The organism is Lelliottia sp. 489, assembly GCF_050435885.1.
GTDB classification, from domain to species: domain Bacteria; phylum Pseudomonadota; class Gammaproteobacteria; order Enterobacterales; family Enterobacteriaceae; genus Enterobacter; species Enterobacter nimipressuralis.
This window is the reverse complement of sequence record NZ_JBNDLC010000004.1, coordinates 292,854-306,543: the sequence shown is the minus strand read 5'-3', so window position 1 is coordinate 306,543 and position 13,690 is coordinate 292,854. Positions and strand designations below refer to the sequence as shown.

14 protein-coding genes are annotated in these 13,690 nt (G+C 52.8%); 10 read left to right on the top strand and 4 right to left on the bottom strand.

Going from position 1 to position 13,690, the window contains the following annotated elements:
- Positions 1-44 precede the first annotated feature (44 nt).
- The gene (locus ABIE11_RS15105) at positions 45-1,439 is read left to right on the top strand and encodes an MFS transporter (RefSeq protein WP_102104506.1); all 1,395 of its coding nucleotides are present in this window, start codon (positions 45-47) and stop codon (positions 1,437-1,439) included.
- A 38-nt stretch (positions 1,440-1,477) separates the two neighbouring features.
- Here ABIE11_RS15105 and trpS read toward each other — a convergent pair whose 3' ends face one another.
- Positions 1,478-2,482, bottom strand: a complete 1,005-nt coding sequence (trpS, locus tag ABIE11_RS15100; protein WP_429184798.1) for a tryptophan--tRNA ligase — start codon at positions 2,480-2,482, stop codon at positions 1,478-1,480.
- Positions 2,483-2,686: 204 nt separating this feature from the next.
- On the opposite strand from trpS, the gene ABIE11_RS15095 reads away from it, so the two are divergent.
- Positions 2,687-3,109 (top strand): FosA family fosfomycin resistance glutathione transferase, encoded by a 423-nt coding sequence (locus ABIE11_RS15095; RefSeq protein WP_429184797.1) that lies wholly within the window; start codon positions 2,687-2,689, stop codon positions 3,107-3,109.
- Here ABIE11_RS15095 and ABIE11_RS15090 read toward each other — a convergent pair.
- A complete protein-coding gene (locus ABIE11_RS15090) occupies positions 3,094-3,915 on the bottom strand; it encodes a GNAT family N-acetyltransferase (protein ID WP_429184796.1) in 822 nt (273 codons plus the stop codon). The genes ABIE11_RS15095 and ABIE11_RS15090 overlap by 16 nt on opposite strands.
- A 102-nt stretch (positions 3,916-4,017) precedes the next feature.
- Positions 4,018-4,404 carry a VOC family protein gene (locus ABIE11_RS15085; protein WP_429184795.1) on the bottom strand — a complete coding sequence of 129 codons (387 nt, stop codon included), beginning with the start codon at positions 4,402-4,404 and terminating at the stop codon, positions 4,018-4,020.
- A 269-nt stretch (positions 4,405-4,673) separates the two neighbouring features.
- Here ABIE11_RS15085 and ABIE11_RS15080 point away from each other — a divergent pair, with 269 nt between their 5' ends.
- A complete protein-coding gene (locus ABIE11_RS15080; RefSeq protein ID WP_107702332.1) occupies positions 4,674-5,444 on the top strand; it encodes a DeoR/GlpR family DNA-binding transcription regulator in 771 nt (256 codons plus the stop codon).
- Positions 5,445-5,508: 64 nt separating this feature from the next.
- Positions 5,509-6,114: an ATP-dependent Clp protease proteolytic subunit gene (locus tag ABIE11_RS15075; protein WP_102104512.1), complete on the top strand. Its 606-nt coding sequence runs from the start codon at positions 5,509-5,511 to the stop codon at positions 6,112-6,114.
- Positions 6,115-6,143: 29 nt separating this feature from the next.
- Here ABIE11_RS15075 and ABIE11_RS15070 read toward each other — a convergent pair whose 3' ends face one another.
- Positions 6,144-6,527, bottom strand: a complete 384-nt coding sequence (locus ABIE11_RS15070; RefSeq protein ID WP_429184794.1) for an SH3 domain-containing protein — start codon at positions 6,525-6,527, stop codon at positions 6,144-6,146.
- Positions 6,528-6,645: 118 nt separating this feature from the next.
- Here ABIE11_RS15070 and ABIE11_RS15065 point away from each other — a divergent pair, with 118 nt between their 5' ends.
- The 6 genes from ABIE11_RS15065 to ABIE11_RS15040 all read left to right on the top strand — a co-directional run bounded on the left by ABIE11_RS15065 (position 6,646) and on the right by ABIE11_RS15040 (position 13,687).
- Complete coding sequence (locus tag ABIE11_RS15065; protein WP_429184793.1) at positions 6,646-7,767, top strand: JmjC domain-containing protein; 1,122 nt, start codon at positions 6,646-6,648, stop codon at positions 7,765-7,767.
- 168 nt (positions 7,768-7,935) lie between these two features.
- Positions 7,936-8,673 carry a DUF3944 domain-containing protein gene (locus ABIE11_RS15060; RefSeq protein ID WP_429184792.1) on the top strand — a complete coding sequence of 246 codons (738 nt, stop codon included), beginning with the start codon at positions 7,936-7,938 and terminating at the stop codon, positions 8,671-8,673.
- Complete coding sequence (locus tag ABIE11_RS15055; RefSeq protein ID WP_429184791.1) at positions 8,670-9,554, top strand: hypothetical protein; 885 nt, start codon at positions 8,670-8,672, stop codon at positions 9,552-9,554. The genes ABIE11_RS15060 and ABIE11_RS15055 overlap by 4 nt, the downstream gene beginning before the upstream one ends.
- A 296-nt stretch (positions 9,555-9,850) precedes the next feature.
- A complete protein-coding gene (locus ABIE11_RS15050) occupies positions 9,851-10,780 on the top strand; it encodes an ATP-binding protein (protein WP_429184790.1) in 930 nt (309 codons plus the stop codon).
- A gap of 10 nt (positions 10,781-10,790) precedes the next feature.
- Entirely contained in the window at positions 10,791-12,056 is a 1,266-nt protein-coding gene (locus ABIE11_RS15045; protein ID WP_429184789.1) for a hypothetical protein, read from the top strand.
- A complete protein-coding gene (locus ABIE11_RS15040; protein WP_429184788.1) occupies positions 12,053-13,687 on the top strand; it encodes a hypothetical protein in 1,635 nt (544 codons plus the stop codon). Before ABIE11_RS15045 ends, ABIE11_RS15040 begins: the two co-directional genes overlap by 4 nt.
- The last annotated feature ends 3 nt before the right edge of the window (positions 13,688-13,690 follow it).

Below are 13,690 nucleotides of genomic sequence, written 5' to 3'. Positions count from 1 at the left end.
AATAACGATCCGGCGGTACGCCGCCGGACAACAAGGTACGCACTATGGCAACGACAATGAAAATACCGTCTCGCGAGTTGTGGTCCTATTTTGGCTATGGTTTAGGTCAGTGTTTTAGTTTTGGTTTAGTGGGTTCATTTATTAACTATTTTTACACCGACGTGCTGGGGATCTCGGCGCTGGCGGCAAGCTCGATCTTCCTGATTGCCCGCGTCTGGGATGCGGTTCACGATCCGCTGTTCGCCAGTTTTATGGACACCATTAACAGTCGTTTCGGTAAGTTCAGGCATTTTTTACTTATCGCTCCGCTGCTGATTACCGGCGTCACGCTGCTCTCGTTCTATAAAATCGAAGCGGACATGACCACCAAAATCCTCTACGCCGGGGTGACATACATTCTGTGGGGGACGCTGTACGCCATCTCCGACATCCCGTTCTGGTCCATGTCATCGGTGATGACTAATGACTCCGGCCAGCGCACCCGCGCGGTCACGGCGGCCATGCTCGGGGTTAACGCCGGTATTGCCTGCGCGAATATCTTCTTCCCGAAACTGGCGGCGTTTTTCGCTCAGTACAGCAACGACAAAGGCTATTTTATGGCGGCGCTGGTGATGATGCTGTTCGGCCTGCCGCTGATGTTGAACGGGTTTATGCAGATTAAAGAGCGCGTGCCGCCGAGCACCGAGAAGGTGACGATGCGAGACACCTTCCACAATCTGCGCCAGAACAAGCCGCTGTTTATCATCCTGCTGTCGTTCTTTTTCTGCGTATTCCACAACGTCGCCAACGGGATTTACATCTACTTCTTTATCTACAATCTGGGCGACGGCAGCCTGCAGATGGCGATTGGCGTGATGGGGATCGTGGCGGCGGTGGTGTGTTTGATTGCGCCGATGTTGACGCGCAAAATGCAGAAACGAAAACTGTTTATGATCCTCTGCGGGCTGGATATCGCCGTGCGCGCGGTAATGTGGTTCGCGGGCTATCAGCACACGGCGCTGCTGTTCTTGCTGCTCGGCCTGAGCACGTTGTTCGTGATGATGAGCAATATCCTCACCTCGTCGATGATCGCCGACACCATCGAATACGCCGAGTACCACACCCATAAACGCTGCGCGGCGATCACCTTCTCCGGGCAGACCTTTACCGGCAAGATGTCGGTGGCCGTGGGTGGGGGCTTAATCGGCGTGTTCCTGACGATGATCGGCTACGTGCCGCAGGCGCAAACCCAGAGCGACGGCGTGCTCACCGGGTTATTCTTCGGCATCTGCCTGCTTCCAGCCATTGGCTCGCTGATCCGCCTGGGCTGCATGTCGCGCTTCACCTTTACCGAAGAGAAACACGCTGAGATTTGCCGTCTGCTGGCGGAGCGGCGTCATGCGACGACGCAGGAGAATCAGGGCGACGAGCGTCTCGATCGCCCGGTGTCAGTCAACTAACCGACGTTGACGCCTGCTCGCCAGGCGTCAACGCGCTTTCAGAACACCGGTACGCCCAGCCCCCGTTTTACCTCTTTTAAGGTCGCCTGCGTGACTTCATGGGCGCGTTCGCTGCCTTTTTTCAGTATCTCCATCAGCTGGCTTTTGTCCTGGATGTAGGTCGCCCGCCGCTCGCGCATCGGCGCGATCAGCTCCTGCAGGCACGCTTCCAGTTCGTTTTTACAGATCCTATCGCCCAGCCCGCCTTGCTGATAGTGGGCTTTCATTGCCGCGACTTTGGCTTTATCCGCATGGAACGCATCCAGCCAGGTGAAGACCACGTTGCCCTCGATCTGGCCCGGAACGCTCACTTTCAAATGGTTAGGGTCCGTATACATGGCGCTGACGGCGCGGTGAATCGTCTCTTCGCTGGCCGAAATATGCAGCGTGTTGCCAAGGGATTTCGACATTTTGGCGTTACCGTCGACGCCTGGCAGGCGGCTGGTGTCGCTCAGCATCGCTTTGCAGTGGCGCAGCACCGGGGCGGGCAGCAGGCTATTCATCTTGTGTACGATTTCGTTGGTTTGTTCGATCATCGGCAACTGGTCATCGCCGACGGGCACCACTTCGGCTTTAAACGCGGTAATGTCTGCCGCCTGGCTGATGGGGTACACCAGGAAACCGGCGGGCAGCGAGCGGGCAAACCCTTTCTGCGCGATCTCATTTTTCACCGTCGGATTACGCTCCACGCGCGCCACGGTGACGATGTTCATATACAGCATCGTCAGCTCGGCAAGCGCCGGCAGGGCGGATTGCAGGCAGAGGGTGGTGACATCGGGGTCGATACCTGCGGCCAGATAATCGGCCAGCACTTCGGGGATGTTGTCGCGTATTTTTTGCGGGTTACTGCCGTTATCCGTCAGGCCCTGCAGGTCTGCGACCAGCACAAACTGTTGATAGTCATGCTGCAACGCAACACGCTGGCGTAGCGATCCGACATAGTGGCCGAGATGCAAAGGGCCAGTCGGACGGTCGCCGGTGAGAATAGTCGTTTTAGGGTTCATGAAAGACTCCTTAAGGTTTTAAAAGCCGAAAGACGTCTCTGAAATGCAATAGCCGCCTTTCGGCGGCTATCTGAAAAGATGGAAAACACTTCCGGGCCGCCTTTAAGAAGGCAGCCACCACTGGGTGTGATGTAAAGCGGGGAGATGTTTTCTGTTCATCGAATTACCGTATCATGTTCTGAGCGAAACACAACAGGGGATCGTATGCTGCAATCACTCAACCACCTCACGCTGGCCGTCAGCAATCTGCAAACCAGCGTGGCGTTCTGGCGCGATCTGCTGGGGTTATCACTGCATGCGCAGTGGGACACCGGCGCGTATCTTACCTGCGGCGATCTTTGGCTGTGCCTGTCGTTTGACGAGACCCGCGACTATGTTCCGCCCAACGAAAGCGACTATACCCACTATGCGTTCAGCGTCGAACCGGCAGATTTTGACTCGTTTTCACACAGGCTTGAGCAGGCGGGCGTCACCGTCTGGAAAAGCAATAAAAGCGAAGGGGCGTCGTTCTATTTTCTCGATCCAGACGGGCATAAGCTGGAACTGCATGTGGGCGATCTCGCCGCGCGACTGGCGGCGTGTCGGGAAAAGCCCTATGCCGGGATGCAGTTTTATTCACCGGCGTGATCGCAAACCATCTCACGCTGCGAAATGTCCATCTGCGCGTAGCCTGCCGCCAAAAACAGCCGCGCAAAACGCTCCGGCACCGCGACCGGGGTGCTGATTGCTGGATACTGCTCGCTCAGTGTTTGCAACAGGCGCAGTGCCTCTCCCTTGTGCCGCGATGCCGGTTCCACAAACAGATAGCGCAGCTGTGGCGCAGGGCCGTGAATCGTGATGGCTGCCCATGCGCCCTGTCCGGTGGTTAACACCTTGCAGGGTAACGAGCGCAGCGCCAGCGGATCGAGCTGCCAGGGCGTGGTCTCCTGTGGCGCAGAAAAGAGCGCACGGTAGAGCGCATCCAGCGTGGTAGTGTGAAGTTTTGCGCCCGGTGCAAGCTCCGTCGCGATGGCTTTAAAGTCGTACAGCGCCTGGGAATCGCGAAACCCCAGCGATCGGTACAGCGCAATCCCGGCGTGGTTCTCGGCGATCACTTCCAGATAAAAACGCGCTACGTCTTTGGTTTTCAACGTGGCGAACAGCGGTGCGAGCATCGTGCGGGCCAGCCCTTTCCCGCGAAGTGGCGGAACGATAGCAAACGCCGCGAGACGGGCGAGGTCGTCGCGTCGGGCGATAATGGCGATTGCCACCGGCTCACCGTTCTGCAGCCAGATGCAGGAGTCTTCCACGCTCATCCCCTCTGCGGCAAAACGCAGGGCAAAAGCCTCGGGCGTGAGCGAAAACGGGACGAAATAGTCCTGAAAGCAGCGTTCCAGAATGCGAGTAAGTTCCGTCACGCTGAAGTGAAGGGCGCTGACTGCAGTCAGTTCCATGAGGGTCATCCTCGGTAAGGGAGAGGACATCAGTGTAGCGGATGAACCCTCTCCTGTATTTCTGAATGCCACGCGTTTTCAGCTTACTGGGAAGGGCAGAAATTACTCCCCCACCAGCTCAATCCTGTTCCCGTCGGGATCGGCGATCACCGCTTCGTAAAATCCATCGCCTGTCATGCGCGGTGCGCTGAGCAGGGTACTGTTCTGCCGCGCCTGTTCCGCCATACGATCCACGTTCGCTTTGCTGCCGACGTCGAGGGCGATATGCGCCCAGCCGACAAATTCCGGGTAAGCGGGGGCGTCGGCCAGCTCCGGGACCGTCATCAGCTCAATCGTCGGGCCGTCGGTGAGCGTAATAAAGTGCGACGCAAAGCCGGGGCGATTTTTGCTGATGTAAATCTCGTTGCTGCGACCCCCGAAAACCGTTTCCCAGAAGTGAACCTGCGCGGACAGGTTGCGGGTCCAGAGGGCGACATGTGCAATTTTCATATTAAGCCTCGTTGTTTGCTGGGCGTTGTTGGGTGATGTTCCTGGAACCGGGCGGGCAACTCTTCCCGCTGCACTTTTTGCTGCGATCGTTCAGTGTGGCTGACGGGCTGAAACCAGAATCCGTCGTAAGGCTGAGTAGCCACAAGCGGGTGAGACGGCTTGCTGCGTTTTATCATCACGCTCCCCTCTAGGTTGCATCGATTGACAGGGTGAGCGTCATGCAACATTATGCGCATTGATGCTCGATTTGGATTTTAACAGGACTCTTTATGCTCGATTATGCTGCTTTTCCGGAACAACGACAAGACCTGATCCGCAAGATCCTTCAGGAGAAGGGCCGGGTGGTCTGCACGGAGTTAGCCACCCAGATGAAGGTGTCTGAGCACACAATTCGCCGTGATTTACATGAGCTTAGCAAAGAGGGCTTATGCAAAAAGGTCTACGGTGGCGCGGTGCTTCAGCTGCCGGATGCGGGAAACTTCCTTAGCCGCGAGCAAAAAAATCCTGCAAAAAAAGACATGATCGCGCAGAAAGCGGCAACCTTTATCAAACCCGGCAGCTGCATTTTTATGGATACCGGCACCACCAATCTGGCTCTGGCGAAAGCGTTGCCTGCCGATCTTAAGGTGACAATCGTGACCAATTCGCCGGCAATTGCGGCGGAGCTGCTGCGCCACCCGCTGTGTGAGGTGATCATGACCGGCGGGCAGATTCAGCGCGCCTCCGGCGGCGCGGTTGGGGCGACGGCAGCCAGCCAGATCCAGGGGATTATCTTCGATCAGGCTTTTATCGGCGGTTGCGCAATGGACCCAGAAATGGGGCTGACCGGCTTTGATTTTGCCGACTGCGAGTTCAAGAAAACGGTGATAGCCCAAAGCAATCAGACCATCGTGGCGCTGACCACCGACAAGATCCCCGGCGTCGCGCGCTTCGTGGTCGCCAAAACCGGTGATATCGATGTGCTGGTGGTTGAAGCGAGTATGAACCAGGACGTTCTTAACGCGTTCGCGACCCAAGATGTTCGCATTGTGTGCGCCTGACGACTTTGCCAGGCAAAACAGGCTACACTCTCACTTTGAGCGCTAAAAGCCGAGGATAATAACAATGCACTTCACACAGAAAGATCGCGACAACACAGAAAAATCAGAAGGGAAAAACGGCGCGGGCGCGCTTCAGCAAAAACTGCTTGAGTCTCGCTCGATCATTATCTCCGGTGAAATTGACCAGGCGCTGGCCGAGAAAGTGATCACCCAACTGATCCTGCTGCAAAGCGTGAGCAACGATCCGATCAAGCTGTATATCAACAGCCAGGGCGGCCATGTGGAAGCGGGTGATACCATTCATGACTTTATCAAGTTTATCCGCCCGGACGTGCACGTGATCGGGACCGGCTGGGTGGCGAGCGCCGGGATCACTATCTTCCTGGCGGCGAAAAAAGAGCACCGCTATGCGCTGCCGAATACCCGTTTCATGATCCATCAGCCGCTGGGCGGCGTGCGTGGTCAGGCAACGGATATTGAAATCGAAGCGCGTGAAATCATCCGCATGCTGGACCGCGTGAACAAGCTGATCGCCGATGCGACCGGCCAGCCGCTGGAAAAAGTGAAGAAAGACACCGACCGTAACTTCTGGATGTCTCCTGCCGAGGCGCTGGATTACGGCGTCGTGGGCAAAATCATCACCCAGTATGATGAACTGAAACTGGATTAAGTGTTCCTGTTAGCGCCCGGTTTCGGGCGCTAACGTTCATGTAAAATAATCGCTGTCCAGTTGGGTCTTATCACCTCCGGAAATTCCGGATACGGCTCCAGCCGTGTACAAGCTCCGGCCCAGATAAAGGTATCCTCGCCCACCCGATACCAGTGCGCATTGCCTTCCACCGCATCTCCCACCACCGCCCCTTGAACCATCACGCGACTTCCGGCAGGTAGCGCATTCGCAACGGGCGAAAAAACCGACGGATTTTCCCTGCGTGTGAAAACGCCCATCGTGGTGCTAACCGTTCCTGAAACAGGAAGTTCAGTGTAATGGCTCATATCAGGCCTCGTAACAGCGCGCTCATAGTCATTAACGATATAAGTCGCCAGGGATCGGGCGATAACCTTAAAGGCTGAAACTGTCACGGTGTGTCATGCGAACGGTTGAAGGGGAGGGATTTGGCGGCCAATTGACCCACGACAAAGCAGCCTCACGGCTCGTCTCTCATAATCGGACCTGTTTCCCTTCTCACTGGTGCTTTCCATGGCGTATCAACTGAATCTCAACTGGCCGGAATTTCTCGAAAAATACTGGCAAAAACAACCCGTTGTGCTGAAAAATGCCTTCCCGAATTTTGTCGATCCGATCACGCCTGATGAACTCGCGGGCCTGGCGATGGAGCCAGAAGTCGACAGCCGTCTGGTCAGCCATTTCAACGGTGAGTGGCAGGCGAGCAACGGTCCTTTCGAGCATTTTGACGGACTGGGTGAAAACGGCTGGTCGCTGCTGGCGCAGGCGGTGAACCACTGGCACATGCCGTCCGCAGAGCTGGTACGCCCGTTCCGCGTGCTGCCAGACTGGCGTCTGGACGATCTGATGATCTCCTACTCCGTGCCTGGCGGTGGCGTTGGCCCGCATATCGATCAGTACGATGTGTTTATCATTCAGGGGATGGGCAGCCGCCGCTGGCGCGTGGGCGACAAGCTGCCGATGCGTCAGTTCTGCCCGCATCCGGCGCTGCTGCACGTCGATCCCTTTACGCCGATTATCGACGAAGATCTGGAGCCGGGCGATATCCTCTACATTCCGCCTGGATTCCCGCACGACGGTTTTACCCACGAAACGGCGCTGAATTATTCCGTGGGCTTCCGTGGGCCTAACGGTCGTGATCTGATCAGCAGCTTTGCCGACTACGCGCTGGAAAACGATCTGGGCGGCGAGCACTACAGCGATCCGGATCTAACCTGTCGCGAACACCCTGGCCGCGTAGAGCAGTACGAACTTGATCGTCTGCGCAACATGATGATCGAGATGATCAGCCAGCCGGAAGATTTCAAAAAATGGTTCGGCAGTTTTGTCAGCACTCCGCGTCACGAGCTGGATATCGCCGCGGCGGAACCGGCTTACGAACCTGAAGAGGTGCTGGATGCCTTGCAGGGCGGCGAAACGCTCTCACGCCTGAGCGGTCTGCGCGTGCTGAACGTGGGCGGCAGTTTCTTTATCAACAGCGAACTGCTCGAAACGGTAGATGCGAAAGCGGCCGACGTGCTGTGCCGTTACACCGAGTTTGGCCAGGACGAACTCGGCGACGCGCTGCAAAACCCGGCGTTTATAGTGGAACTGACGGATCTGATTAACCAGGGTTACTGGTACTTCGAGGAGTAAATATATTCCCCTCTGACGGTCTTTGTTTTCAGCAAAGACCGCCCTCTTAATGCCAACAATATTATTTATTGCAGTTTTCGGCATTGGTGCCGTTAACAACTATTGATAACTCGCGTGAAACAAATTTCGTTATCAGATCTAGCATTAACATTTCGATGGTAAGAGATTATGGGCAAATTTAGAGCAGATAAAGATCTTGAGCTACTTCGCTACTCAGATAATGAGATGCTGGAAGTCCTCGTTAAATACCTCACCACAGATAAAGATGGCTCCACACGTTACACCGAATCATTAACCGGTGAAAAAGCATTCCAGGATGTGGGAAAAGATTATAGACAGGCCTGGCAACTTATTGGAGCTGAACTTCAGCACTTTGGTGGCGATACATTAGTTAATCTTTTCCGTGGTAATGGAGTGACGTACAAAGAGATATTGTCTGATGTCTGTAAGAAGTTATCGGTCAAAACAGATTTCTCAGCCGAGGTGGTGGATATTGAACAGGCATTACTGGCGAAATTGTTTAGCGATTCCTGGGAAAAGATGAGCGAAGAAGAGCGGAAAAAGATCCGCAGCGAGCTGAAGATTGACGGCAATCTCGCCAGCAGCGCAGCGCTCACTTCTATTATTGCAGCTATTCGCCTGGGCGGATTTATGTCGTATCAGGTCGCAATGATTGTGGCGAATGCGGTTGCCAGAACTGTCCTTGGCAGAGGACTGACCTTGGCGGCGAATGCGGGGCTTGCTCGAATGATTGGTGTGTTTGCTGGCCCAATAGGTATCGCCATTACTGCGTTGCTGACCATCCCTGCTATCAGCGGTCCAGCCTTTCGCGTAACGCTTCCTGCAGTGGTTCAAATAGCCGCGATGCGCCAACAGATGCTGAACAAAAAAGAAGATTTCTTTTGAAAGAGACCTTGCTAACCATAGACTGGATCAATGTCTACAAAGAAGTGAAAAGTGCTATCGAAACGGGACATGCTGTCATACGTGATGGCGTAGCTTACTGGCATTCAACGTCAGGAAAATCAGGTATTGCCCAGCATTTACCTCTGAAAGAGGTGGTACTTGATACGGCATCGATCGGCGAAATAAAGCAACTGATGCAAATGGCCCAGACGATGCAACTGGCTGCTGTGGGATTATCAACGGGTGTCATTGTAGGTGCAATGGTTATGCAGACGGTGTATCTGGCACAAAAAATTGATAAGTTGCAACAAAGTCTCGATGTCATTTCTGGAGATGTTCATGCCCAGAACGTTATTTTCTATATGGAAAAACTGTCACGCTATTTTGGAGTGGTTGAATCGGCTCGAGTCATGCTGTTGGATAAGTCTCTGGTTGAGGAAACGCACGATGTTGCCGCAAATTTGATTGCCCAAATGGGCAGTGAAAGAAATGAAGTCCTTTCGTTTATTGATAATTTACTTTCATACGCTGATAAGCTCAGTGACAGGCATTTAGAGCAGGTACTCGATTTTATTACCATCATGCTTGATATCATGCCTAAAGCTATTTATGTCGAAAGCCAACTTTGCGATCGCTACGGGAAATTCCGGCTGGCTGAGCATCTGATGCATCAAAATGCACGTCGTTATACGTTGACACTCGAGCACTATCGTCAATGGTGCAATGACAAGGTCAAAGAAAGTATCAGCGGGCGTTCCGACCCTCAGTCTCTTGCGTTTAACCGTAAGCAGGAAGACTTACGACTTTTATTTAAATCTCAAGATAACGCCATGCTTCTACAAGACCTTCAATCATTCACTGCAGTTCCTTTGAAAGCCTGACTGTCTTATAGCGTTGCTCGCCTGGTGCGAGGGTATAGCCCTCTCACTGGTGGGCATATCACTATATGAATAACGCCACTCCTTCGGCAGTGTGCTGCCGCCTATTTTTCTTTTTCCCGCCGAATATTCCCTGACACTATTTGTCAGCCATCCGATCTAATTTATTTATGCCACCCAATATTGGTAGGTCGACCTAATACTTCATGAAATTTAATGGAGTTTTGCGCAGCGCTGCCGTTAATCACTATTACAAAAAAACTTAATCCAAATTTGTGACCGTCTGGTGCGAGGTAAGCATGTCTTTGGGACGTATTCGACCACAGTTTACGCAGGGGCTCGAGAAATCCGTTGTCGAGGATAAAAAGGCTTTTGCGTCAGCAGTAACTCCGCGATTTACGCTGGAAAGTGATGTAGCGCTTACGGCGCAGGTTATTGCACAGCTTGATGAAGCCAAAGCCAAAATAGAGTATTTCAATAAGATCTATGTCGAATGGGGGTTTTCTTCGGTTGACCCACTAGGCAACGGTATTGTGCTGAATTTTTTTGGACCGCCGGGAACTGGTAAAACACTCACTGCTGAGGCGCTGGCTGGATCTTTGCAACACACCATTATGACCGTAAGCATTGCCGATCTGGAAAGCAAATTTATGGGCGAAACGGCGAAGAATATTGCGGCGCTCTTTCGTCAGGCGAGCCATGAAAATGCAGTTTTGTTTTTCGATGAGGCCGACACGCTTCTCGGCAAGCGTCTTTCTTCAGTTACTCAGGGGATTGATAACGAAGTTAACGCCATGCGTTCCACGCTGCTCATTGAGCTGGAAAAGCATACCGGGATCGTTATTTTCGCCACCAATTTTGTCAAAAATTACGACACTGCTTTTCTTAGTCGCATTACGCACCACATCGGTTTCACCTTACCTGGTGTCGACGAGCGTTACCGAATTTGGGCCAAACTGTTGGTGGGAGCCATCCCTCTTGCCGATGAGCGAGACAATCTACTCGATCAAGCCACTTCACTTTCTGAAGGTCTATCTGGCCGAGATATTCGTAATGCCATGCGTCTGGCCTTACCAAAAGCCGTTCTGGAATCAGAACAAAAACTCACGCTGGGGCATATTGAAAGCGCGCTGTCGCAAATTCGGGATGCCTACGGCGCGATTTCAGCCACGGTTGTAACCGTTCCTCCTCACATTGACACAGCAAAAAAAATGCTCGGTTTGAGCTAAGGGTTTAATTATGGGTTTCTGGAGTCGTGTTAGCTCTTGTGTTTCTTCTGCCGCCTCGTTAGTCGTTAATGTGGTTTCGAGTGTCGTCAGTAAGACCAAAGAAGTCGTCGGCAAAGCGATTGGTTTTATGGCGGAAAAAGCAGAAGGGTTTGTCGGGAAAGTGAGCCAGATGTGGGAGCGCATCAAACCGCATATTGCCACAGGACGTAAAATTCTGCAGGTACTGAGCGGCATGATTACCCTGCCGTGGATTAAAGCAGCATTAGTGGGGCTTGATCGTGCGCTGGCATGGCTGGAGAAAGCGGATAAACATCCATTGGTCAAAAAACTCCAAAAGGCTTTTGAATGGGTGATTGCCTGGTGTAAAGACGCTCACCAAAAACAGCTTGATAAAGAGGCTCTGGAAGAGGCTCGCCGTCATGCTAAGGCGATGCAGGAGGCGAGTGGAGAACTTCACGGTAGTGAAAAAGAGGCGGTTGAAGCCATTGCGTTGATTAATAAATACATGATTGCCAAAGCCGAAGTGGATATTGCCGTAAAGGGCGATACGCTGAAGGACTTTGAGTATTTCCTGCGTCTGCGTGCCGTGCAAAAGCTACTCGCGTTCTACGAAACCCGTATGCAAGCCGTCCAGACGGTCAGCGATGTCGATGGAGATATGCATTTTATGGTGTATGCCGCCAACGCATTGATTCAGCAGAACGCTGAGTTTAGCGATGCGGACACGATGCGTCTGGATGAAATGACCCACCGCCTGTTTGGCAAACCGATTATTCCGTTCATCTTTGAAGAGCTGATTGTGGCCTGGGAGAAAAGCCGTCAGATACTTGAGGAAGAGTGGGAAAAGAAAAACAGTACTCTCTCCAAAGAGCGTTTGCTGCATAACCGCCTGGTTCGTGCTCAAAAATATGAAGAGCTGGAGCCATCAGAAATCAGTGCTCTCAATGATCTTGCCATCAGTCTGCCACGGGACACGGTCGCGCTGGAGCAGTTGGGAGAGGATTTACTGGCTCGTCGTAATTACGTCAATGCGGCTGAAGGATTCCTGCAAATGCTGGAAAAAGATGAGCAACAGTTGATTGCGGAAGGAAAAGAATATTTGCTTGAGCAAGGAGCGATGGTAGGGACGTTACTGATCGATTGTTCGCAAAACGATCGCGCGTGGGCTTCACTTTCCCAGGAAGAGCAAGGCCTGATCAACGATTTTGCCAATATCTTTGGTGCAGATTGCCAGAAACGTACTGAAGCCGGTCTGCTGGTTGAGGTGATGGCATGAACTTGTTAGTCGAAATCGGGCATTTTCTGATGCCGGGTATGGATATACTGCAGCTGGGCTTTTTCGCCGTTATGCTGCTGGCCGTAGCCTATACCGTGTTAAGCGTTAAACGTAATGCGAATGAAATCTGCTGGCAGCAAACCTGGGAGCGGAACGGGTTAAATACGACACAGCCGGGGATTTGCGCAGAAATCGGTTCCGCCGCTGAGCTCAGCCAGTCGGTGGCGACGAAAGCTGAAAAAATGGCCTCCGTTATGCCGGGTATGCTGCTGATTCTTGGTCTGTTGGGGACATTCCTGGGCCTGGGGCTGGCCCTTGATAAAGCCTCCGGCATTTTGCATAACTCGGGTAACAGCATCGGGGCGATGGACTCCTCCATGCGTGACCTGATGGACATGATGCAGGGTTTGGGCACCAAGTTTAAAACCTCTACCTGGGGGATTATCGCTTTCATTGCGCTCAAACTATGGGAGTCAAAAAATAGTTATGAAGAACGCCGCCTGAACTGGTGCATGTCGAAGCTTCAGCACACGCTGCATGAAGAATATGCGTTAGAAATTAAAGACAAGATTGAGCAGCGCCAGCAGGATGAAACTGGGCGAAATGCCGCCACCGATCGTCTGGTGGAGGCAATGACCCAGCAAACGATAGCTCTACGTGAAGAGTTTATCCAACAGGCTAAACGCAGTGAGGAACATGAAGCGCAGCGCCATCAACACCATCTGAATGCGCTGAAAGATATTGCTGATATCAACGTTCAATCCCGTAATTTACTGGAAACCTACACACGCAACAGCGAAGAAAACTTAGCTGCCTTGCAGCAGGCGGCGACAACGATGAGTGATGCCTCGCAAAAAGTTTCAGGATCTGCGGCCAGCCTCGAAAGAGTGGTCTCGACGCTGGGAACCGATCTGGGTGTGGTGATGACAGAAATTAAACGTGAGCTGTCACAAGTAGTGAATGAAATGAACGCTGACTTCACCCGCAACGTGCAGCAGATGAGCGACAAACTGGCGGACTCAACCAGCCAGTTGAGCGCTACCATGAGCCAGATTGAAACCTCGCTGAATGATGCTATTACAAGTATGAATGACGCATTCAGTGGGAACATGAACAAAATGGCTGATCAACTAGAGGCTGCAACGTCGCAGATCAGCCTATCGGTCAACAATATGTCGTCACAGATTGATTCCACCATGACAACGGTGAAGGAGAGAACTGAAGTCGCCGCTAAAATCCAGCGTCAGGCGATGGATGAGTTCTCCGAAACGAGTATTACGCTGAATGCAAAAGTCACCTCGATGACCACCTATATCGAACGCGTGACGAAGGAGATTGCTAGCGGGCTGGCGGCTGTCTCAGAAGGAAACCGTAAAATGGAATTCTACATTAAGCGCTTTAATGATGCATTCGATGTGCTGGGCACGTTGCCGGAAACCGTGAAGGGCATGACGACAGAACTGTCCGTGCTCTGCAAGCGGATGGATGAACAAGTTTCAGGACAGCAAACGTCGGAAGAGCGCAAAATGGTGATGAAAGCGATGATAGATATTCAGCGCAATATGACCACTCTGGTGACGGACGCTCAGTACTACAGAAGACGCCTTGAATCTGAACACGCCGAGGCTTAATTT